The sequence below is a fragment of the Gordonia sp. CPCC 205515 genome, from assembly GCF_048537925.1.
Classification (GTDB): domain Bacteria; phylum Actinomycetota; class Actinomycetes; order Mycobacteriales; family Mycobacteriaceae; genus Gordonia.
In genome coordinates this window covers 105,595-127,192 of sequence record NZ_JBCLVJ010000003.1, presented here as the reverse complement: position 1 = coordinate 127,192, position 21,598 = coordinate 105,595, and the positions used below count along the sequence as shown (strand labels likewise).

At 66.2% G+C, this 21,598-nt stretch carries 20 protein-coding genes and 3 tRNA genes; 12 read left to right on the top strand and 11 right to left on the bottom strand.

The genetic code is table 11. The features are described 5' to 3' along the window. The first annotated feature begins 92 nt into the window (after positions 1–92). A complete protein-coding gene (locus tag AAFP30_RS05105; protein WP_419228781.1) occupies positions 93–878 on the top strand; it encodes an abortive infection family protein in 786 nt (261 codons plus the stop codon). 179 nt (positions 879–1,057) lie between these two features. Here the strand turns inward: AAFP30_RS05105 and AAFP30_RS05100 are convergent. Beyond that, a tRNA-Leu gene (locus tag AAFP30_RS05100) sits at positions 1,058–1,143 on the bottom strand. Between the two features lie 389 nt (positions 1,144–1,532). On the opposite strand from AAFP30_RS05100, the gene AAFP30_RS05095 reads away from it, so the two are divergent. From AAFP30_RS05095 to pknB, 7 genes are all read left to right on the top strand, one after another. Then, on the top strand, positions 1,533–2,768 hold the full coding sequence (locus AAFP30_RS05095) for an FhaA domain-containing protein (protein WP_419228780.1): 1,236 nt from the start codon (positions 1,533–1,535) through the stop codon (positions 2,766–2,768). A 300-nt stretch (positions 2,769–3,068) separates the two neighbouring features. Beyond that, on the top strand, positions 3,069–3,533 hold the full coding sequence (locus AAFP30_RS05090; protein WP_419228779.1) for an FHA domain-containing protein FhaB/FipA: 465 nt from the start codon (positions 3,069–3,071) through the stop codon (positions 3,531–3,533). Continuing rightward, positions 3,530–5,020 (top strand): PP2C family protein-serine/threonine phosphatase, encoded by a 1,491-nt coding sequence (locus AAFP30_RS05085; protein WP_419228778.1) that lies wholly within the window; start codon positions 3,530–3,532, stop codon positions 5,018–5,020. The genes AAFP30_RS05090 and AAFP30_RS05085 overlap by 4 nt, the downstream gene beginning before the upstream one ends. Continuing rightward, complete coding sequence (locus tag AAFP30_RS05080; protein WP_419228777.1) at positions 5,021–6,445, top strand: FtsW/RodA/SpoVE family cell cycle protein; 1,425 nt, start codon at positions 5,021–5,023, stop codon at positions 6,443–6,445. It abuts the gene before it with no gap. Beyond that, entirely contained in the window at positions 6,442–7,947 is a 1,506-nt protein-coding gene (locus AAFP30_RS05075) for a penicillin-binding transpeptidase domain-containing protein (RefSeq protein WP_419228776.1), read from the top strand. The genes AAFP30_RS05080 and AAFP30_RS05075 overlap by 4 nt, the downstream gene beginning before the upstream one ends. Beyond that, the gene (locus AAFP30_RS05070) at positions 7,947–9,332 is read left to right on the top strand and encodes a serine/threonine-protein kinase (RefSeq protein ID WP_419228775.1); all 1,386 of its coding nucleotides are present in this window, start codon (positions 7,947–7,949) and stop codon (positions 9,330–9,332) included. The genes AAFP30_RS05075 and AAFP30_RS05070 overlap by 1 nt, the downstream gene beginning before the upstream one ends. A gap of 106 nt (positions 9,333–9,438) precedes the next feature. Continuing rightward, on the top strand, positions 9,439–11,358 hold the full coding sequence (gene pknB, locus AAFP30_RS05065; protein ID WP_419228774.1) for a Stk1 family PASTA domain-containing Ser/Thr kinase: 1,920 nt from the start codon (positions 9,439–9,441) through the stop codon (positions 11,356–11,358). A 19-nt stretch (positions 11,359–11,377) separates the two neighbouring features. On the opposite strand, the gene AAFP30_RS05060 is transcribed toward pknB, so the two are convergent. Then, positions 11,378–12,061, bottom strand: coding sequence for an aminodeoxychorismate/anthranilate synthase component II (locus AAFP30_RS05060; protein ID WP_419228773.1), 684 nt, complete (start codon positions 12,059–12,061; stop codon positions 11,378–11,380). 117 nt (positions 12,062–12,178) lie between these two features. On the opposite strand from AAFP30_RS05060, the gene crgA reads away from it, so the two are divergent. Together crgA and AAFP30_RS05050 are read left to right on the top strand one after the other, a co-directional pair. Beyond that, positions 12,179–12,466: a cell division protein CrgA gene (crgA, locus tag AAFP30_RS05055; RefSeq protein WP_419228772.1), complete on the top strand. Its 288-nt coding sequence runs from the start codon at positions 12,179–12,181 to the stop codon at positions 12,464–12,466. A gap of 93 nt (positions 12,467–12,559) precedes the next feature. Next, on the top strand, positions 12,560–13,060 hold the full coding sequence (locus AAFP30_RS05050; RefSeq protein WP_419228771.1) for a PH domain-containing protein: 501 nt from the start codon (positions 12,560–12,562) through the stop codon (positions 13,058–13,060). Here the strand turns inward: AAFP30_RS05050 and AAFP30_RS05045 are convergent. After that, positions 13,053–14,000, bottom strand: a complete 948-nt coding sequence (locus AAFP30_RS05045) for a rhomboid family intramembrane serine protease (RefSeq protein WP_419228817.1) — start codon at positions 13,998–14,000, stop codon at positions 13,053–13,055. The genes AAFP30_RS05050 and AAFP30_RS05045 overlap by 8 nt on opposite strands. Then, entirely contained in the window at positions 13,997–14,527 is a 531-nt protein-coding gene (locus AAFP30_RS05040) for a peptidylprolyl isomerase (protein ID WP_419228770.1), read from the bottom strand. Before AAFP30_RS05040 ends, AAFP30_RS05045 begins: the two co-directional genes overlap by 4 nt. Positions 14,528–14,616: 89 nt before the next feature. On the opposite strand from AAFP30_RS05040, the gene AAFP30_RS05035 reads away from it, so the two are divergent. Together AAFP30_RS05035 and AAFP30_RS05030 are read left to right on the top strand one after the other, a co-directional pair. After that, positions 14,617–14,793 (top strand): hypothetical protein, encoded by a 177-nt coding sequence (locus AAFP30_RS05035; protein WP_419228769.1) that lies wholly within the window; start codon positions 14,617–14,619, stop codon positions 14,791–14,793. A 71-nt stretch (positions 14,794–14,864) separates the two neighbouring features. After that, positions 14,865–16,043, top strand: coding sequence for a DUF4190 domain-containing protein (locus tag AAFP30_RS05030; protein WP_419228768.1), 1,179 nt, complete (start codon positions 14,865–14,867; stop codon positions 16,041–16,043). Between the two features lie 7 nt (positions 16,044–16,050). Here the strand turns inward: AAFP30_RS05030 and AAFP30_RS05025 are convergent, their stop codons facing one another. From AAFP30_RS05025 to AAFP30_RS04995, 7 genes are all read right to left on the bottom strand, one after another. Continuing rightward, positions 16,051–16,764, bottom strand: coding sequence for a hypothetical protein (locus AAFP30_RS05025; RefSeq protein ID WP_419228767.1), 714 nt, complete (start codon positions 16,762–16,764; stop codon positions 16,051–16,053). A gap of 63 nt (positions 16,765–16,827) precedes the next feature. After that, entirely contained in the window at positions 16,828–17,316 is a 489-nt protein-coding gene (locus tag AAFP30_RS05020) for an enoyl-CoA hydratase (protein ID WP_419228766.1), read from the bottom strand. Between the two features lie 48 nt (positions 17,317–17,364). Beyond that, complete coding sequence (locus AAFP30_RS05015; RefSeq protein WP_419228765.1) at positions 17,365–18,621, bottom strand: hypothetical protein; 1,257 nt, start codon at positions 18,619–18,621, stop codon at positions 17,365–17,367. A 133-nt stretch (positions 18,622–18,754) separates the two neighbouring features. Further along, the gene (locus AAFP30_RS05010) at positions 18,755–19,615 is read right to left on the bottom strand and encodes a hypothetical protein (protein ID WP_419228764.1); all 861 of its coding nucleotides are present in this window, start codon (positions 19,613–19,615) and stop codon (positions 18,755–18,757) included. A gap of 868 nt (positions 19,616–20,483) precedes the next feature. Further along, positions 20,484–20,556, bottom strand: a tRNA-Ala gene (locus AAFP30_RS05005). 25 nt (positions 20,557–20,581) lie between these two features. Then, positions 20,582–20,658 (bottom strand) — tRNA-Ile (locus tag AAFP30_RS05000). A 99-nt stretch (positions 20,659–20,757) separates the two neighbouring features. Beyond that, complete coding sequence (locus tag AAFP30_RS04995; RefSeq protein WP_419228763.1) at positions 20,758–21,597, bottom strand: DUF3566 domain-containing protein; 840 nt, start codon at positions 21,595–21,597, stop codon at positions 20,758–20,760. Between the last annotated feature and the right edge of the window lies 1 nt (position 21,598).

Below are 21,598 nucleotides of genomic sequence, written 5' to 3'. Positions count from 1 at the left end.
CCGACGAAATGGGGGAAGTCCTGACGGCGCCAATCGGTACAGACTCGATGGAGCTTCACGCGATCCAGTGATTCGTAGCCAACAATGGGTATGTGTCATCGAAGACGAACGGACTGCCCTACCGCGTTATGAAGCTAGCCACCGATATGTTCGCGCGCGAGACAGGATTCAGCGGTCCCGAGATCCATGAGATCTTTGCTGAGTACACGGATGCGCTTGGCCCGTACCAGGGCTGGGGTGGTGGAGCCATGTCGCGGTGGCAGATCTTCCAGGCTGGCCTCAAGTCAATGCCGCTGCCGCAGCAGAAGACCTTTCTGCTCGAGCTCTGCAGCTACGACGGTGCCAGCAGGTACGGAATGCCTCCAGACGAGGAGATTGAGAAGCTCCGTTCGCTCCTTTTGGCCGATGGGACGCCGGGTGCCAAAGCAGCCAGCCAAGGCTTGGAAAAGCTGGAGGACTGGCAGGCAGTCACTAAGTCGTGGACGGCGGCGCTGGGCAAGGTGACGTCTGACCCTGACGGCGCGATCACTGCTACTCGCACAACGTTGGAAAGTGTCTGCAAGCACATCTGCGACGAGAGGTCGGTTGCTTACGAGAACTCCTGGGACCTCGCGAAGCTCTACAAGGTTGCGGCATCGGCGATGGAGGTCTCGCCTGACCAGCACTCCGAACAAATCATCAAGCAAATTCTCAGCGGTGCTGCAACAGTCGTCAGTGGTCTTTCCGGGATGCGCAATGCCCTCAGCGATGCTCATGGTCGCGGTAAAGGTTCCGTTGGTCCAGCACCGCGGCACGCGAAGCTCGCGGTCAACGCGGGGTTTGCAATTGCCGGGTTCTTGATCGATACCCACATCGAGAAACCGGCTAGGCAGCCGTGATCCCCGGAGTCCGTCGGTCCATAGTCATCGCCCGCATGCGCGCAACACGGGACACGTCAACCCCATGTCCCCACAATCAAGGGTTTTGGCGAGCCGCCGAGCCGACCGCGCGAAAACAAGAGATCAGGCCGCATTTCTGCAACCTGACCTGATGTACCGATTTGAGCTGAACTGCTCCGTGGTGGGCGAAGGGGGACTTGAACCCCCACGTCCCGAAGGACACTGGCACCTGAAGCCAGCGCGTCTGCCATTCCGCCACTCGCCCGTGGCTGTCTGCGTGAGACTGGAAGACGATAGCAAGGTTGGGCGTGTGGAAGCAAAACCGGCTTGGTCTAGGCGACAGCTTGCGGTTTCGACACGGTCGGCTCCTTCGTCGCCGGCCTGCTCAACCGACGGGGGTGGCGTCTGCTCAACCACCGACCGGGGATGCGGCGAACTGGGGATTTGCCATCGGAAATGGCGTGGAAATCGCAGGTCATGGGGTGAATGCGGAGTAGCCTGGGCGCCACGACATCCCTGTGAGAGATGTTGCGTTTGGTGCTGCAGTTGACTTGATCCGGTTGATGAGGGTGAGAATCGGTATCATCTACCAAGGCCCCACGCACGGCGACACGCCAGGTGTGTGGGCAACGGAGCCGCGAAGGGAGGTCGACGGTGGGATTTCTGCAACGTATTGAACGCAAGCTCGAAGGCGCAGTCGACGACGGCTTCGCGCGGGTCTTCGGCGGCACGGTGGCGCCGCAGGAGATCGAGCAGTGGCTGCAGCGCAGAGCCGAGGAGTCGCTGGAGGATCTCGGCGACGGTGCCATCCTCGCGCCGAACAGTTACACCGTCGTCTTCAGTCCGACCGATTACGACCAGGTCGCAGCGGAATACGAAATCAATCGTCGTAAATACTCCAAGCATCTGGAAAACTTCATCGCCGACAACGGATGGCAGACCTACGGGCGCGTCGTCGTAGAGTTCGAGCAATCACCGTCGTTGCATACCGGCATGTTTCGGAGCAGCGGTGCGGTCAACCCGGATGCGACACCACGTCCGACCCCGGCCGCAGCACCCAGACCACAAGAATCGCGCGCACCGCGCGCAGACCGAGTAGTAGAAGTAGGAGCCCGACAGATGACCAACAACCCCGGATACGACCAGCGCCACGGCGCGGACCAGGGCGGCCGGCAGGGTGGCCACGACTACCAGCAGGGCGCCTACGAGCAGCCGAACCACGACCAGAGCTACGGCCAGGGCTACGGACAGGCCGGTTACGACCAGCAGGGATACGCCCAGCAAGGCTACGACCAGAATTACCCACAGGGCGGCTACGACCAGCAGGGTTATGGCCAGGGCTACGGCCAGCAGGGCTACGACCAGGGCAATCCGCAGCAAGGCTACGACCAGCAGGCGTACGCGCAGCAGGGCTATGACCAGGGCTACGCCCAGCAGGGGTACGACCAGGGCTACGCCCAACAAGGCTATGACCAGGGCTACGCGCAGGGCGGTTACGACCAACAGGGTGGTTACGACCAGCAGGGCTACGGCCAGCAGGCCTACGGTGCCTACCAGCAGGGTGGCTACGACCAGGGCTACGGACAGCCCGCGGCGTACGCACCGACCGCGGTGACCCTGCTGCTCGAGGACGGCTCCAACCGCAGCTTCCAGCTTCGCGAGGGTTCCAACGTCATCGGCCGCGGCCAGGACGCCCAGTTCCGCCTCCCCGACACCGGCGTCTCGCGTCGGCATGTGGAGATCCGCTGGGACGGCCACACCGCGATGCTGACCGACCTCAATTCCACCAACGGAACCACGGTCAACGACCTACAGGTGAGCAGCTGGGAGCTCGCCGACGGTGACCGCATCCGCCTCGGCCATTCCGACATCACCGTTCGGTTCCAGTAGCCGGCGCCCTTCGTGGCTCGGCTGGCGCCTCGCACCTCAGGGATCGAGGCCGGCTCGGCTGGCGCCTCGCACCTCAGGGATCGGGGGCGCCGGCAGCTGGAACGCCTCGAATCTCCAAGAATCGGGGACGTCCGACGACCTGCGACGTCAGCTGTTGATACGGAACTGTCACATCTGGATGGCGGCCAACCCGGTCTGTGCCCATAAGATGCAGTCGGGTCCGTTTGTCTCACTCGGCGCTCGGGGGGACAAGGCCGCAAGATGGCGGCAGGGGTAATGGTGCTGGAGGTGAAGACGTAGATGCAGGGCTTGGTGCTGCAGTTGACCCGATTCGGGTTCCTGCTGCTGCTCTGGCTGTTCGTGTACGCCGTCATCCGCACGCTGCGCGCCGACATCGCCACGGCGAGCGGTAGCCGGCTCGCGCGCTACACACGCAGCGACAAACGGCAGAGCGGTAGTCGTGCGACCCGCGGGTCGGCGCGCTATCTGGTCGTCACGCACGGTGCGTTGGCCAATACGCGGATCACGCTCGGCACCCAGCCGGTGCTGATCGGTCGCGCCGACGACTCGACGCTCGTGCTGACCGACGACTACGCGTCCGAGCGGCACGCGCGGCTCTCCCGCCGCGGTGATGACTGGTACGTCGAAGATCTGGGCTCCACCAACGGCACCTATCTCGACCGATCCAAGGTGACCACCGCGGTGAAGGTGCCGATCAGCACGCCGATTCGGATCGGCAAGACGGTGATCGAGTTGCGCCCGTGACCCTGGTGTTGCGCTATATCGCGCGAAGCGACCGCGGTCTGGTTCGTTCCAACAACGAGGACTCGGTCTACGCCGGGGCTCGGCTGCTCGCACTCGCCGACGGCATGGGCGGTCACGCGGCGGGCGAGGTCGCCAGCCAGCTGGTCATCCAGTCGATGCGGTCACTCGACGACGACGATCCCGGCGGCGACCTGCTCTCCAAACTCGACCGGGCCGTGCACAACGGCAACTCAGCAATCCATGCGCAGGTCGAGGCGTCCCCCGACCTCGACGGCATGGGCACCACCCTCACTGCGATACTGTTCGCCGGCAGCCGGATCGGCTTGTGTCACATCGGGGATTCCCGCGGCTACCTGTTCCGCGACGGCCAGCTCTCCCAGATCACCCGCGACGACACGTTCGTCCAGACGTTGGTCGACGAAGGGCGCATCACCGCCGAGCAGGCGCACACCCATCCGCAGCGATCACTGATCATGCGTGCGCTGACCGGCCAGGAGATCGAGCCGACCCTCACCATGCGCGAGGCCCGCGCCGGCGACCGCTACCTGCTGTGCAGCGACGGCCTCTCCGACGTGGTCAGCGAAGAGACCCTCTCCGACACCCTCGGGTCGATCGCCGACTACAAGGCGTGCGCCGACCGCCTCATCGAACTCGCCTTGCGTGGCGGCGGTCCGGACAACGTGACCGTGATCGTCGCCGACGTCGTGGACAACGAGATCGGCGAATCGCGGCCGATCGTGGGTGGCGCGGCCGGTGGCGACGACGAGGGGTACACGCCCAATCCGTCGACGGCGGCCGGGCGAGCCGCGGCCCTGCGTCCGCCGCCCAGCGAACCGCAACGCCCGACGATCTTCGCCGACGAGGAACCTGCACGGACGCATAGTCCGCTGCGCCGGTGGCTGACGGTCGGGGCGGTGCTCGCGGTGATCGCGGTGTTGGCCATCGGCTTCTTCCTGACCCGCGCGATGGTGCAGAAGAACTACTTCGTCGGCGAACAGGACGGGAACGTCGTCGTCTTCCAAGGTTCCCCCGACAAGGTGTTGTTTCTGGATCTGAGTTCGGCCGCGCAGGACGTGTGCGTGACGGGACTCGACCAGACGGCCCCGCAGGTCGACTTCGTCGACTACGGCAACGCCGACGACGCCTGCGCGCCGCTGGAGGTGTCCGAACTCGCCGAACTCGACCGCAACGCGGTGGTCGGGAACTCGATCAAGAATCTGTCGCTGGCCGATGCGCAGAACCGCGTCATGCATCTCAACTTCCTGCCGCTGTGCCCTGCACCGGCTCCGGCCACCCCGGCACCGGCTCCGGTGCCCGACGTGTCGCAGACGATCAGTCCGGCTCCGAGCGCACCGCCGTCGTCGTCGCCGAGTGATATCGCCGGCGGCCCGGCCTCGACGCCACCGAACGCCGGCCCGACCACGACCACCACCGCGATCCCGGCGCAGTACGACAGCGACGGCACCAAGATCTGCCGGGGCCACTGAATGAGCCAAGCGACCGTCCACGCCCCGCCGCGCCAACCACCGGCTCAGACCGGGCGCACCGCCGAAATGGTGCTGCTCGGCTTTGCCATCGGTCTGGTCGCGGTGGCATTGCTCATCGTGCAGGCCGCCCAGGGCGAGGCCATCACCTGGGATCTGGCCAAGTACATCGCGGCCTACATCGCCTTGTTCGGCGCCGCCCACATGGTGGTGCGTCGCTTCGCCCCGCACGCCGATCCCATCTTCCTGCCGGTCGTGGCCGTCCTGAACGGGCTCGGCCTGGTCCTGATCCACCGCCTCGACCTGGGGACCGGCCGGACCGGCGAGACGATCAACGTCACCGACCGCACCAACAACGCCGATCAGCAGCTGCTGTGGGCGGTGCTCGGCATCCTCGCGTTCTCGGCGATCCTGATCTTCGTCCGCGATCACCGGACCCTGTCGCGCTACGCCTACACCCTGGGTCTGGGCGGCCTCGTCCTGCTGATCATCCCGGCGATCCTGCCGTCGTCGATGTCGGAGATCAACGGGTCCAAGAACTGGATCATCACGCCGTTCTTCTCCATCCAGCCGAGTGAGTTCGCGAAGATCCTGATCATCATCTTCACCGCGGCGTTCCTGGTGTCGAAGCGGGATCTGTTCACCACCGCCGGAAAGCACTTCCTGGGCATGGACTTTCCCCGCGCCCGCGACCTCGGGCCGCTGCTGGCGGCGTGGTTCGTGTCGATCGCGGTGCTGGCGTACTCGTCGGACCTCGGGTCGTCGTTGCTGATCTTCTCGACGGTCCTGACGATGGTCTATGTCGCGACCGAACGCGCGAGCTGGCTGGTGCTGGGTGTTGTGCTGTTCGTGATCGGCGCGTTCGTCGCCTATCACCTGTTCGCGCACCTGCAGGTCCGGGTGGAGATCTGGAAGGACCCGTTCAGCGACTTCGACGGTTCCGGCTATCAGATCGGGCAGAGCCTCTTCGGTCTGGCGACCGGCGGACTGTTCGGCACCGGACTGGGTTCGGGACGACCCAACATCGTGCCGTTCGCCAACACCGACTTCATCATCGCGACCATCGGTGAAGAACTCGGGCTGGCCGGTCTGGCCGCGATCCTGATGCTGTACCTGATCTTCGTGATGCGCGGCCTGCGCACCGGTATCGCCGTGCGCGACAGCTTCGGCAAGCTGCTGGCGACGGGCCTGGCGTTCACCATCGCGGTGCAGGTGTTCGTCGTCGTCGGCGGTGTCACCAAACTGATCCCGCTGACGGGTCTGACGACACCGTTCCTGTCCTACGGCGGGTCGTCGCTGCTGGCGAACTACATTCTGGTGGCGCTGTTGATCCGGATCTCCAACGCTGCGCGTGAACCCGATCCGACGCGGCGTCGGCCCGCACCCAAGAGTGTCGATTCCCTGCCGACGCAGGTGGTGAAGCGATGAACAAGCCCATCGCGCGGGTGTCCATCGCGGTGATCGTCATGGTCGTCGCGCTGCTCGCCAATGCGACCTACGTCCAGGTGTTCAAGGCCGATGCCCTGCGCACCGATCCCCGCAACAACCGGGTGCTGCTCGACGAATACGCCCGTCAGCGCGGTGCCATCACCGCCAGCGGCGGTCAGGTGGTCGCGGTGTCGGTGCCCAGCGACGGCCGACTGAAGTTCCTGCGGACCTATCCGGAGAACGGCGCCGAGGCGTTCGCCCCGGTCACCGGCTACTACTCATTCCAGTACGGCAGTGCCGGATTGGAGTTGTACGAGAACTCGATCCTCAACGGCAACGACGACCGGCTGTTCGGCCAACGCTTCATGGACATGTTCTCCGGGCGGGATCCGCGGGGCGGCAACGTCGTCTCGACGATCAACCCGCGGCTGCAACGGACCGCCTACGACGGCCTGCGCAACGGCTGTCAGGGCGGGTGCCGCGGCGCGGTGGTCGCGATCCAGCCGAACACCGGCAAGATCCTGGCGATGGCGTCGAGCCCGAGCTACGACCCGAACAAGCTGGCCAGCCACGACCAAGCGGTGCGCGAGAGCAGCTGGACGGCCTGGAATCAGTCCGGTGATCCGGACATGCCGATGCTCAACCGGGCGATCAATCAGCTCTACCCGCCGGGGTCGACGTTCAAGGTCATCACGACCGCGTCGGCGCTGCGCGACGGCATCACCCCGGACATCCGGTTGACCGCGGCACCGTCGATCGTGTTGCCCGACACCAACACGTCGCTCACCAACTACGGGGGCGAGACCTGCCCCGGGTCGACGGGTGGCACGGTGTCGCTGACGCAGGCGTTCAAGTACTCGTGCAACACCGCGTTCGTCGATCTCACCACCAGCAAGATGAAAGACCCGATCACCGTGTTCAAGGAGACCGCACAGCGGTTCGGCATCGATGAGAAGCAACCCGACACACCCCTGCCGGTGACGACCTCCACGGTCGGACCGATCCCGGATCTGGCGGCGCTCGGGCAGTCGTCGATCGGTCAGCGCGATGTGCGGGTCACGCCGATGCAGATGGCGATGATCGCCGCGACCGTCGCCAACGGCGGTGTCCGGATGCAGCCCTACCTGGTGGACAAGCTGCAGGCCGCCGACCTGCGGACGTTGCAGACGACGCAACCCACGACGATCAACGAGCCGATCAGCTCGGATCAGGCGGCGACGATGACCTCGCTGATGATCGAGTCCGAACGCAGCACCCTCGGGGCCGGTGGTCCGGTGTCCATCGCGTCGAAGACCGGTACCGCCGAGCACTCCGACACGTCCGACGTGGAATCGGAGACCCCGTACTCGTGGTACATCGCGTTCGGTCCGTCGTCGAATGCGCAGGTCGCGGTCGCGGTGGTCGTCGAGAACGGTGACCCGGGACCGGCGTCGACGGGTGGTGCGGTGGCCGCACCGATCGGCCGTGCAGTGATCAATGCCCTGGTGGGAGGTGGCAGCTGATGACCTTGCAGAGCGGAACGACGATCGCCGACCGATATCGGCTGATGCGCCTGATCGCGACCGGCGGCATGGGCCAGGTGTGGGAGGCCATCGACACCCGGCTCAATCGTCGGGTGGCGGTGAAGGTCCTCAAGGCCGAATACTCCAACGACCCGGAGTTCACCGCCCGGTTCCGGACCGAGGCGCAGACGACCGCCAAGCTCAACGACCCCGGGATCGCGAACGTCTTCGATTACGGCGAAACCCCGGACCGTGGTGGCGGCGACCCGCTGGCCTACCTGGTCATGGAACTCGTCGACGGCGAACCGCTGAACTCGGTGATCTCTCGGATGGGCCGGCTGTCGCTGCCCAACAGTCTCGACATGCTCGAGCAGACCGGTCGGGCGTTGCAGGCCGCGCACGCGCAGGGGCTCGTCCACCGCGACGTGAAGCCGGGCAACATCCTCATCACCCCGACGGGTCAGGTGAAGATCACCGACTTCGGCATCGCCAAGGCCGTCGACGCGGCACCGGTCACACAGACCGGCATGGTGATGGGCACCGCGCAGTACATCTCCCCCGAGCAGGCGACCGGTGAGGAGGCGACCGCGGCGTCGGATGTGTACTCGCTCGGCGTCGTCGGCTACGAGTCGCTGACCGGGCGCCGGCCGTTCCTCGGCGACGGCGCAATCACGGTGGCCATGAAGCACATTCGGGAGACGCCTCCCCCGCTGCCGTCGACGGTGCCGCCGAACGTGCGCAACCTCATCGAGACGTCGATGGCCAAGGATCCGAAACAGCGGTACGCCAACGGCGGCGAGTTCGCCAGTGCGGTCGCCGCGGTCCGCGCCGGGCGACCGGCACCCCGACCGGGTGCCGCGATCGCCGGGGCGGCAGCCGCGGGTGCGGTGGCCGGCGCGGCGGTACGACCGTCGACCCGCGCGATGACCAGCGGTACCACCGGGACCGCGGCGTCGCGACCGTCAACCGCACGCACCTCGAGCCGCCCGCCGAGTCGGCCCGTGCCGCCGGCCGTCGACGACAACAGCTGGACCACCGGGCAGAAGGTGCTGGCCGGCGTCGCGGGCGTGCTGTTGCTCGCCGCGCTCGGGTTGATCGTCTACTGGCTGGTGAGCAATTCGTCGTCGAACGAGACTCCGGTGACGCCGTCGGCGACGACCGTCACCGAGACGACGACCGCGCCCCCGCAGACGACGGAGGAGACGCAGGAACCGGAGCGGACCACGACGGAACCTCCGCCGCGGACGACCACCCGGACGACCACGGAAGCGCCGCCGACGACCGAAGAGACCACGCCGGAAACGACCGAGGAGCAGACGACCGAGGCTCCCGGCGACGGTCTGCCGTCGTTCACCTTCAGCATTCCCGGTCTGCCGGGGAACTGACATGACCGATAATGAGTGGGGTGTCGTGTCCCCAAGGCAGCCGAGCAGATGCGTACGCATGCGCCGGAGGCGTCGTGACTAGCCGAGAGTTGGTGAGCCCAAGGTGATGTCGACGCCGCACCACCTGTCCGACCGGTACGAGCTCGGTGAGACGCTCGGCTTCGGCGGCATGTCCGAGGTTCACTTTGCTCGGGATCTACGACTGCACCGCGACGTCGCGGTCAAGGTGCTGCGCGCCGACCTGGCCCGCGACCCCACCTTCTATCTACGGTTCCGACGCGAGGCGCAGAACGCCGCCAAGCTCAACCATCCGACCATCGTGCAGGTCTTCGACACCGGTGAGGCCGAGACCGAGGACGGCCCGCTGCCGTTCATCGTGATGGAGTACGTCGACGGCGACACGCTGCGCGACGTGCTGCGCAGCAACGGTCCCATCGCCCCGCGACAGGCCATGACGTGGATGGCGGATGTGGCTGCGGCGATGGACTTCTCGCACCGCAACGGCATCGTGCACCGGGACATGAAACCGGCCAATGTGATGATCGACCGGTCCGGTGCGGTCAAGGTGATGGACTTCGGCATCGCCCGCGCGATGGGTGATGCGACGTCGACCATGACGCAGACCTCCGCGGTGATGGGCACCGCCCAGTACCTTTCGCCCGAGCAGGCCCGCGGCATCAAGGTGGATCCGCGCAGCGACATCTATTCGATGGGCTGCGTGCTGTTCGAGTTGCTCACCGGGGAGCCGCCGTTCACCGGTGACTCGCCGGTCGCCGTCGCCCATCAGCATGTGCACGAGGATCCGCCGTGGCCGTCGGCCATCCGGCCGGAGATCCCCCGCTCGTTGGACTCGGTGGTGCTCAAGGCGATGAGCAAGAATCCGGCCAACCGCTATCAGTCGGCGGCCGACCTGCGCGCCGATCTGATCAAGGTGCTCGCCGGCGGGAAACCCTCGGCGCCGATGCTGCTGTCCGACGAGGATCGGACCGAGTTCATCGACAGCGGTCCGCGCCGCATCCTGTCCGACACCGGACCGCGCCGGGCGATCGGCGCGAACAAGCACGAGGCCGTCGAGGAGACCGATGCCTCAGGAGGCCGACGACGACGCGGCCTTGTGCTGGGTGCCCTGGCCGCGGTGGTGCTGCTGGTCGCGGGTCTGTTCCTGTGGTCGCCGTGGAACTCCACCGAGGTGGCCCAACAGGTGGCGGTGCCGGTGGTGTCCGGCAAGCCGATGGCCGAGGCCCGTGACTCGTTGGAGAAGGCCGGCTTCCAGGTCAAACAACTCGAGGAACCGAGCCTGGACGTGCCGGCAGGCTCGGCGACCCGCTCGGCGCCGTCCGAGAACGTGCTCGCCACCCAGGGGTCGGAGATCACGCTGTACATCTCGTCCGGCCCGCAGCGGCATCAGATGCCCGACCTGCGGGGCAAGACTCCAGATGAGGCGACCGAAGCGTTACGGGTACTCGGCTTCTCCAACGTACGAACCGATCGCGTCGACTCCAGCGGAGAGCTGAAGGACAAGGTCGTCCGCACCACCCCGCCGACCGGCACCGAAGCACCGGTCAACGGTGCGGTGGTGGTGCACGTCGGCAACGGTCCGAAGCAGATCACGGTCCCCGACGTGACCGGACAGACCGAGGAGGCCGCCCGCACGGTCCTCCAGCAGGTCGGACTCAAGGTCGTGAGCGTGTCCGGCGATTCCGAGCTGCCGGCCGGCCAGGTGGTGAGCAGCTCACCCAACGGTGGCACCGTCGTCGAACAGGGCAGCACCGTGCAGATCACCGTGTCGCGCGGCAACATGTTCGTGATGCCGAACCTGCGTGGCCAGACGCCGCAGCAGGCGCGGGCCACCCTCGACGGGGCCGGCTGGGAGGACACCACGCTCACCCGGTCGACGCGTCCGGTGCCGATTGCGAGTCCCGACGACGGGAAGGTCATCTCGCAGTCCCCGGCGCCGGGAACCCGGGTGCGCAATGATTCGGCGGTGTCGATCGTCGTCGGTCAGATGAGCCTGTTACCCGGCTGAGAGGTGCGTGGTGCTCGGGTCAGCCGAGCGCCGCGGCCATCTCCGCCTCGAGAGCGGCCACGCGGGATTCGTCGACGACGATGCCGCACACTGCCAGCCAGTTGGCCAGCATGCGGTGACCACCCTGGGTGAGCACGCTCTCGGGGTGGAACTGCACTCCGTGGATCGGGAGCTCGCGGTGCATCATGGCCATCACGATGCCGGTCTCGGTGCGTCCGGTGACGATCAGTTCGTCCGGGATCGTCTCCGGCAGCACGGTCAGGGAGTGGTAGCGGGTCGCGGTGAACGGGTCGGGCAGACCGGTCAGGACACCGGCGTCGTCGTGGAACACCTGTGAGGTCTTGCCGTGCAGCAGTTCGGGGGCGCGGTCGACGGTGCCGCCGAAGGCCGCGCCGATGGCCTGATGCCCGAGACACACGCCGAGCAGCGGTTTTCCGGTCTCGCGGGCCACGTCGACCATGGGCATCGTCGCCCCGGCTCGTTGCGGGGTGCCGGGGCCGGGACTGAGCAGGACGCCGTCGAAGCCCTCGATCGCGGCGGTGAGGTCGGCGAGCTGCGGAGCGTCGTTGCGCCACACGACTGCATCCACGCCCAGCTGGCCGAGATACTGGACCAGGTTGTAGACGAAGCTGTCGTAATTGTCGATGACCAGGATGCGGGCCGGGGCAGATCCGGCTCCCACGTGCGCAGACGGCTGATTCACCCAGTCAGGCTACCGCGCGCGTGCGTTACCGTAGAGGGTAGTTACTGCGTCACTGAGTACTGCAGGTAATGCACGCACAAGCAGCCGTCGGGGCTGTACAGCACTACAGAGGAAGTCATGCCGAAGTCAAAAGTCCGGAAGAAGACCGATTACACCATCAACCCGGCCAGCCGCACCCCGGTCAAGGTGAAGGCCGGGCCGTCGAGCGCCATCTACGTCGGCATCATGCTCGGCCTGATGCTGCTGGGCCTCGCCTGGCTGATCGTCTTCTACATCGGCGCGCAGTCCGAGTACGGCGATGAGGGACGCGCCCTGCACTGGATGAGCCAGCTCGGTGCGTGGAACTTTCTGATCGGCTTCGCGTTGATGGTCGTCGGTCTGTTGATGACCATGCGATGGCGTTGATCTGGCGTCTGAGCTGCGGAGTCACATGTGTGTAAGTTCTCCACACTGTGGAAATAACATGTGTGTAACTCATCCCCATTGTGAGTAACCCCTGTGGATAACTCTCTGAATTCATCCCCACGGGCATCCTGGGCGACGCCGCGTCCGGCCGCATTCACGCTGGTCGGAGGCGGTGTTCTACTGTTTGTCGCGGCATTCTTCGCCGCCTCGGATCCGGCAGGCCTGGTGTTGATGGGTGTCGCTGCCCTACTGCTGTTCGGTGTCGGCATCGTTGCGCTGACGATGCGCCCGCGGTTGGCCGTGACGCAGCAGGGCGAGCTGATCGTCCGGAGCCTGACGGGTCGTCGGGTCTACCCGCGCGACCGCATCGATCGGATCCGGCTACTGGAACTGCGGCGGATCGGTCGACGGGCCGGCCAGCTGCAGATCGACGTGCTGCGCGACGACGCACCGGCCACGACACCGGACGCGTTGCGCGAGGACACCCGGCTGATCGTGTTCAGCCGGTGGGATCTGGGCGCCGACGTGGGCGAGGTGGCCGACGAGCTACGCCGGGCGGGCTTCGACGTGGAGGACGCGCGGCGACTCAGTTGAGGACGCTCTGAAAGCCGCCACCGGTCAATCCCACGCCCACGCCGATGGCGAGCGCAAGGATGAACAGCACGGCCACCGCAATCCACCCGATGCGGCTTGCTGCGGCAGCGGTCCGGCGTTCCGGGGACAGGATCCATTGCGGCACGAAGATGATGCCCGCGGTGGCGGCCGCACCGAAGATCAGTCCGCCGAGGTGCGCGAGCAGAGAGATGCCCGGAATCGTCACCGACATCACGATGTTCAGGACGATGATCGTGATCACCGGGACCGGCGACGCCTTGGCCTTGAGCACGACGATCAGCACCGCGCCCATCAGGCCGTAGATCGCGCCCGATGCGCCGGCGTTGACCGCGTTGTTCGACCCGAGCAGCATCACCGCGGCGCTGCCGCCGAGCAGCGACGTGACATAGATCGCCAGGTAGCGGGGGATGCCGACGGCCAGCTCGAGATCGCGGCCGAGAATGTAGAGCGAGATCATGTTGACCGCGATGTGGGTCACCGAGAAGTGCAGGAACCCGGCGGTCAGCAGGCGCCAGTACTCGCCGTCGGCGACCCAGGGTTTGAAGAGCGCCCAGTCGACGAACAGCGGGGAGTTCAGCATCTGCGAGCCGCCGGCCTGCAGCATGCAGATGACGAAGACGACGACGTTGACCGCGATCAGACTGTAGGTGGCGTAGGGGCGCGATCCGACGAGCGGTTTGGCGACCATGGGTCGGATGCCGCGGTCGCCGAAGGTCGGCTGAACGACCGACCGTTGGACACCGTCGTTGCCGAGACACTCGACACAGTGCTGCCCGACGCTCGCCGGGCGGAGGCATTCCGGGCACGCCGGGCGTCCGCATCGGCTGCAGGCCAGTCCGGTGGGCCGGTCGGGATGCCGAAAGCACACCGCCGGCGGGCCGGCGGTGTGCTGGTGTTCGGGGTATGCGGGGCCGGTCAGCTGATTTCGATCTTCTCGATGACGACGGCGTCGAGCGGGCGGTCCGACCGGTCGGTGGAGGTCGTGGCGATCGCGTCGACGATCTGTTGCGACGCCGGATCGGTCACCTCACCGAAGATCGAGTGCTTCCGATTGAGGTGCGGGGTCGGGCCGACCGTGATGAAGAACTGCGAGCCGTTGGTGCCGGGTCCGGCATTCGCCATTGCCAGCAGGTACGGGCGGTCGAACTGCAGTTCCGGGTGGAACTCGTCGCCGAACTGGTAACCCGGGCCGCCACGACCGGTACCGGTCGGGTCGCCACCCTGGATCATGAAGCCCTCGATGACGCGGTGGAACACCGAGCCGTCGTAGAACGGGCCGCTGTCGCCGCCCGAGGCGTTGGGCTGGCTGTAATCCTGCGAGCCGTCGGCGAGGCCGGTGAAGTTGGCCACCGTCTTGGGTGCGTGGTTTCCGAAGAGATCGACAACGATGTCGCCGCGATTGGTGTGCAGGGTCGCGGTCTGCGTCTTGGTAGTCACGCCATCCATCCAACCACTTCTGCTCAGATGCGCACGCAGCCCTGAGCGAACACGTCCGAAGATGACAGGCCTATGCCCTGGCTGGCAGGCTGGACGGCATGTCGAAGAAGTATGTGTGGTCTGCTGCGATTGCGGCCGTGATTGCGGTGCTGACCGCCGGAACCGTGGTGATCGCCCGCCGCACCCGCAAGGATCCGCCACCGGTCTCACCCACGATTCCGCGGGTCGAGGATCTCCCGCTCCGACCCGCCGAACAGGTGCCCACCGCGTCATGACGCGGCGTACAGCTCGTGTTACCCGGGACTTCTCGCGCCGGTTGGTCTCGCGTCCCGGTAATTTGTAGTTCGTGACCTCCGACGACAGTTCGAGTTCCCCCGCCGCCGGGGACGGCCCGGCCGACGGGGCCGACGACGCAGCGCCGACCCCGCAGGTCGCGGCGCCGTGGGAGCGTCGACCAACCGCCCCGGTGACCTCCCCGGGTCCGGTCCCGTCGTCGCCAGGGCCCCGCACGTCCCCCACCGGCCGCGATACCGCTGCCTCGATCAATCCCGGCCCACCGGCCGGCACGTCCCGTCCGCCTCAGGGTCCGCCGTTCAATTCGCCGTCCGGTTCGCCGTCCGGTTCGCCTCAAGGCCCGCCCCAGGCGCCGCCTCCCGGTTCGCCCCGACGCAGCGGACCACCCGCGCCCGGTCCAAGTGGGCCACCGATGACGCGCAATGGTCCTCCCCGGCAGGCGCCCGGCCCGATGCCACCGGGAGCCGGTGCTCCCCCGCACGCACCCGGCGGAGGGTCGATCCCGCCGTGGAGCACTGGGTCGCCCGAGAATCGGCAGGCAGGTCCGCGCCGCACCGGGCCACCACCACCCGGCAATCGCCCGCCCCCACCGCGGGGTCCGGCGCCGGGGCACGGTCCCGGTTCGGGCCGCACCGGACCGATGACGGCCGGCGAACTCGCACGCAACGCGCCGCGCATCTCCGGCTCGGGGGGTCCGCCGCCGAGTGCGGCGCCGACCAGGGCCGGTTCAGCCGCGGCGCCCCTGCCACCGCGGCCGCCGGCGCCGCCGAAAACCACCGACAACGGCCGTCCTGCACCGCTTCTGGACAAGGACGACGATTTCGAACCGATCGTGGACACGAGCAGTCCGGACACCGGTAGCGCGGATACGACCGCTGACCGACGTCCCCTCGCCTATTCGGCCGCCACGTCCGACGACGCACCGGAGGAAACCCTGAGTTCACGGACCCGCGCGGAGACCACGCGGCCGAAATCCCGTGCCGCGTCGAGCAAGAGCGCTCCGGTACCGACCACCAATCGCACCGCGATCTGGGCGCTCGTGTGCTCGATCCTCGGTATCACCGCACCGATCGGCCTGATCCTCGGCTACCGCGCGAAGTCGACCATCGCGCGCACCCGAGAGCTCGGCGAATCCTATGCGCGCGTTGCTATTTGGATTGGGTGGTTGTACGTCGCCGCGTTTGTGCTGGCGTTGATCATGTATCTGTGGATTGCGGGGCAGGGGTCGTAGATTTCGACTACCGAGCGTCGGTGGTCGCTGCCGCCAACGCCTGGAACGCGGCGTGTGTCCCCGGCGAGAATGCTTGTTGCGCACCACGATCGAGCGCGGTCCCGGCACCAAGCACTGGATCGTAGTCGAGGCCGACGACCCCGGCGACCTGACCGGTGACCGTGTCCTTGAGCATCTGGGTCAGGGCCTCGTGGTTGAGAGTGGGTACCTGACAACAGATCACGACGATCGTCGACTGCAGCAGTCCGACCCGATCCCATTCGGTGAAGATGATCCGTGCGCGATTCAGGAGGTCGGGCCGCGGACCCACCACCAGGATCGGTGTCACATGCGCCAGTTCACTCTCGACGAGGTCGGGCAGCACACTCAGCGAACGAGCGCCGGCGTCGACGACGGGAACGCCTCCCAGACGCCATGATTCGACGATCGCATCGGGTACTGTCGCGTCATCGGGCGGCAGCCAGAGGCCGGTTCCCGCTGTGGTGCGGAGCAACTCCGGATCGCCCTGACCACGCAGCCTGAGCTCCAGATCCCCGTCGTTGCCGGCCGCGTCGACCCACCACGACATCGGCCCGAGTGTCGTCGCGGCACGATGCTCGGCAAGCATGGCCGCCACCACCGAGGTGCCGACGCCGCCCGCGGTGCCGCAGACCACGACCGCGTGCTCGGGTCGGGTCCGCGGGTCGACGGGGGGTGCCTGGTGGTGTGGGTTCTGACTCATCGGGAACAGCCTATCGACCTTGGGTGCGGCTTCGTGCGCCGAAGCCGAGCAATTCTGTCACCGTCAGGGAACGAGGGCCATGGCGCCAACTCCCTGGCCCTGCGGTGTGCGGACAACGGTGTTCAATGCGTACGCATTCACACCGATGTTGACCGGACCGGAACCGGTGACGATATCCCGGGTGATGCGCTGACCAGGGCGAGAACCGAAGGCGATCGGAACGTAGGTTTCTTTGTTGATCGCCGTAGCGCTCGCGGTCGACACGATCAGCAACGCCCGGCAGGTCGGATTGCGCCGCCAACCCGCTCCGTTACCAATGAATCCGTGCGAGGTGAACGTCATCCGGACCACACCCCGTTTACCCGTGGGCACCGTGTAACCGAGTTTGATCGCGCCGCGACAGAAGTCGTGATCGCCGAATGTGCCGATCGTTTCGCTGTACACGGTCAGCCTCGGCAACTGAGTGTCCGCTGCCGCCTGCCCCGCGCCGGCCGGGATGAATCCAGCGGTTGCTGCTAGGGCGAGCACGCCCAGGCCCAATCGTCGCATCATTGCCACTCCAAATTCTGCAGTCTTTGATGGAAGAGAAGTCGACACCAGTCACCGTGCGGTGGATTCACCCCAGGTCACGTCGACATCGGGATTGGAGTTCTGCAGATCGCCGGTCGCCTGCTTGGTCGCCTGCCGAACCGTCTGATCCAACTGGTCGCCCGCTGGACCGAGGAGCCTGTACGGCGCCATCGCGCGGTCGACGTCCCAGTTGACGGCCACGGTCTGGCCGTTGATTTGAGCCTCCGCATGTACGTCGCCGCGAGCGTTGACGACGTAGTCGACGGCCGGCAGACCGGACTTCTTGGCCTGATCTGCAGGGAGAGTGGCGCGGAACTGGTTCGGCCCGGTGGGGGTCTGCTTCTGCGGTTTCGGGGTTTGCGGCTTGGCGTCGTTGCCCAGCCACGGAGCGCGAGGGTCCTTGCCGGGATCGCCGGCGCCGAGCGTGTAGGCGCCGACACCGCCGATAGTGCCGCCGATGGCCGCACCGACCGCGCCGCCCGCAGCGCCTGCTGCGGCAGCGCCGGCCACCGCACCGACGCCTGCGCCGATGAGGGCGCCGGGACCGGCCGCGATCATCGCGGCCTGTGGCGCACCTACCGCCCCAACCCCCGTGGAAGATGCTGATACGGCACCAACAACTGCACCCACGCCAGCACCAACGACCGCACCAACGCCTGCTCCCGCGACAGCCCCTACCACTGCCGACGGAATGCCAAGCGCGACAGCGCCCGCGGTGCCGCCGGTCATCACGCCGATGATGGTGGACGCGGCCTGTCGGCTGGCCTTATCCTGCGGCACGCCAATCGAAATCAAGCTCTGTGCAATCTTGGCCTCACCGTACGCCGACCACGCGTTGATCGAGTTCACGTCACTCTTGCTGAGGTAGGACGGTCGCTCAGAAACGTAGTTGCCGACGCGCAGCTTGTTCGGCGGCGGTGCAATGGGGCGAACCGGCGCAACGCGTTTCGGTGCAGACAGAGGTTCGTCGGGCAACGGGTTGTAGACGGTCTGGTAGTTCGGCTCCGCCTGCTGCGGGGTGTACGGCTGATACGGGGCTTCCTGCGGTGGCGCCGGGATGGTGCCCGGGCCGGGCACGTAGGCAGGTTCGACCTGCTGCGGGGTCGGTGTGGTTCCCCCCTGCTGGGGTGACGTTCCACCCTGTTGCGGCGCTTGGTCACTCGGACTCGTACCACCCTGCTGAGGTGCCGAGTCGTTGGGATTGGTGCCACCCTGCTCCGGTGCGGCGAGCGCCGCACCGGTACCGATGCCACTGGCGATGGATGCGACCAACGCAGCCGATGTCATCGTCGTTTTCACCGTCGACGAACCGCCCGCGAACCGTGATCGGCGCGGCATCGAGTGAGCCCCCATGTGTGCTATTTCCCCTCTCGAATGAACTTTGGCTTCAGTAGAGCTGAATGATGTTGTGCGACAGCAGTTACTCGTCCGCCTTGATGGACGCGATCAGGTATTTGCCGTTGGTTTCGACCACCTCGATGGTCTGTTGGAAGACCACATCGGGTTTCCCGGGCTGCTTCTCGGTGAGACTGACACCGTAGGTGTTGTTGCCGCGGTTGACGATCGACAGACAGTGGGTGGTGCCGGGTGCGCGCTGATCGATGTACTGCTGCATGACACTCGCCTTGGCGACCGCGTTCGGCACGGCCATTGCGGTGGCCTTCTGTGCCGAACGATCCACGTAGTAGGCATGATTGAACGCCTTGATGACTCCGGGACCCGACAGTTGATCACCGGCGTCGTTGCCCGTGGTCAGGCCACCACTCGACGTCGACGGACAGGCGGATGCCGCATCGGATTGCGACGGCGACGCGTCGGTCAATGTCGTGGTCGACCCCTCAGCCGTCGACACCTCGGTTTCACCGCCGCCGGCAAACTGGACAAGCGCAAACGTCGCTCCGACCAGAACCAGCAGTATCGCGGCTGCCGCGCCGAGGACGATGCCTCGCTTGTCATGCCACAGACGGGCGAATCCTGTCCGTTCCGCTTCGTCAGGTTCGAATTTCTGCTTCGAACGGGCGGCTTCGGCGGTGAGAAACGACTCCCAGTCCGTATTGGGATCTTGGCTGACGTAGTCGCCGTCGCGGGGTTGGTCGTCGGATGGCCGTTCTTCGACGGGCGGTACCGGATCCCTGGGCTGGGCAGGCCGGGGTTGGACGGCGACTCCGACCCTGGCGCCCACAAGCTCGCGCGCCAGGTGCTGTGCGGGGGTTGAGTCGGTGGCCGGCCACGGGGGGATGTCGTCGTACCAGCGGCTGGTGCCGCCGCCGGAACTGCTCACGGCGACAGCCTCCGATGCATTTGCCGGTCGTCACCACGACGACCCGTGAACTCATAGGTCACTTCATCCCCCGACTCCGTCGGCTGCAGCTTAGCCCACCGCCGATTCTGTTGCACATCTCAATCAACCTCCGTAGTCGGGCCGATCAGGTCGTGCTGGGGGACTTCCAATTCACGGTATGACTGTCCAAAAACGCGCGCCGTAACTTTGGGGTGCCCGCACTGGTGAATTCACTGAATACGTCGTGATCGATAACGTCGCTGGACCGGTCCCATTGATCTTCAGATCATGAACGGCACGCTCCCCACGCCGTGGCCCGAATGCAACTCGGTAGAAGTGCTCACGCGACACCACCAGGCCTGGTCCGTCTTGGATGACGCCCACCAAGAATGCGCATTTGGGCTTGCGTTTCCAACCTGGATTGTTGCCGGTGAAACCCAACGAGGTCAGTGTCATCCGGACGGTGCCCCGCTTGGGCGTTGACATCTTCATGTTCACAGCACCGTGACAGAAGTCGTGGTCGCCGTATGTGCTGATGGTGTCCGTGTACTGGAACCACCCGGGGAGTGGCTTGTCGGCTGACGCCGAGCCGGTCCCCATCCATGTCAAGGCACCGACAAGAACCGTTATTACTGCCGCCCCTATTTTCTGCACCCAAACCCCCAAAGTCGTTTCACCACAGCTGCCTCGAAGACTGTAGCGGACTGGGTCGACCGCCCAGCATGGCCCATGAGCTGGTCGCGTTCAGCGGAACGTCTACGACGTCGGCTGTAAAACTGGCTTCGGATTTCGGCGCGGGGGGCTTCGACCCGCCGGAAAGACGGTCGAGGCTCGTCCAGCTGGAGAATCGACAAGAGAAACTGAATTGTGGAGCCTAGGAGATTCGAACTCCTGACATCTGCCTTGCAAAGGCAGCGCTCTACCAACTGAGCTAAGGCCCCGTGACGGGGTGAGACACCCTCGTCATGGTGGGCCTAGGAGGACTTGAACCTCCGACCTCTTCGTTATCAGCGAAGCGCTCTAACCGCCTGAGCTATAGGCCCTTGAACCGAGGAGTGAGATTACCGGACGCACCCCGTAATGACCAAAACGGGTGATCCGGAACTTGTCCGGATCACCCGTTTGTACTGGTCAGAGCGCTGTCAGTCGAGGTCGGCGAGAGTGACCTCGGCACCGCCGATCAGGTCGGCGCACAGGTTGTAGATGTAGGCACCGATGGTCGCCAACGCAGTGAGCAGAATCGCATTGATCGCGCCCAGCAGCGCGGCGTAGCCGAAGACCGTGCCGGCGCCGATGATGTCGCCCTCACTGCTCGACCCGTCGGCGGTCACCAGGGTGCCGAACGAACTGTTGACCTGATCCCACACACCCATGCCGTCGAGAATCAGGTACAGCACGGCGATCGAGATCATCCAGATGAGGAACCCGACCACCGAGAGCACTGCGGCGATCTTGAACGTCGCCCAGGGGTCGATCCGGCGGATCTGCACCGCGGCGCGCAGCGCGCGCGTCACACCGACCTCGGCCGGCGCCGACCGAGGCGTTTTCGATGCCTTGGTCGGGGTGTCTTCGACGTGGTGGATGGCGTCGAGGTTCGGCAACTTCTCGGCCGGCAGATCGTCGCGGTCGATGTGCCGGGTGGGCGACTCGACGAACTTCTCCTCCGCCAACTCGGCGACCGTCGCGGTACCACCTTTGCGGGCGCCCGCGACGGCCGACCGAGGGTCGTCGAGCTTCGTGACAGGCGCCTGCTGGCCGGTCATGCTCGCCTCGGCGGTCGCGCTCACGATGCCGCGGGGCGGCGGTCCGGCCGCCCGCGCAGTCCCGTTCGGCACGCCGGAGCCGGGTCCGGTGTCGGTCTGACCCCGCTGCCACGGCGGCACCAGACCACCCTTACCGGGTCCAGGCATACCCGGTCCGGAACCAGGTCCGACGTCTCCGTTTGTCGGCTTCTTGTTCTCGGGCGTGTTCGGTGAACTCACA

Coding starts and splice junctions, on each gene's coding strand:
- AAFP30_RS05090 (WP_419228779.1), top strand. CDS start 3,069: ATGCAGGGCTTGGTGCTGCAGTTGACCCGATTCGGGTTCCTGCTGCTG.
- AAFP30_RS05080 (WP_419228777.1), top strand. CDS start 5,021: ATGAGCCAAGCGACCGTCCACGCCCCGCCGCGCCAACCACCGGCTCAG.
- AAFP30_RS05075 (WP_419228776.1), top strand. CDS start 6,442: ATGAACAAGCCCATCGCGCGGGTGTCCATCGCGGTGATCGTCATGGTC.
- AAFP30_RS05070 (WP_419228775.1), top strand. CDS start 7,947: ATGACCTTGCAGAGCGGAACGACGATCGCCGACCGATATCGGCTGATG.
- pknB (WP_419228774.1), top strand. CDS start 9,439: ATGTCGACGCCGCACCACCTGTCCGACCGGTACGAGCTCGGTGAGACG.
- crgA (WP_419228772.1), top strand. CDS start 12,179: ATGCCGAAGTCAAAAGTCCGGAAGAAGACCGATTACACCATCAACCCG.
- AAFP30_RS05040 (WP_419228770.1), bottom strand. CDS start 14,527: ATGGATGGCGTGACTACCAAGACGCAGACCGCGACCCTGCACACCAAT.
- AAFP30_RS05035 (WP_419228769.1), top strand. CDS start 14,617: ATGTCGAAGAAGTATGTGTGGTCTGCTGCGATTGCGGCCGTGATTGCG.
- AAFP30_RS05025 (WP_419228767.1), bottom strand. CDS start 16,764: ATGAGTCAGAACCCACACCACCAGGCACCCCCCGTCGACCCGCGGACC.
- AAFP30_RS05020 (WP_419228766.1), bottom strand. CDS start 17,316: ATGATGCGACGATTGGGCCTGGGCGTGCTCGCCCTAGCAGCAACCGCT.
- AAFP30_RS05015 (WP_419228765.1), bottom strand. CDS start 18,621: ATGACATCGGCTGCGTTGGTCGCATCCATCGCCAGTGGCATCGGTACC.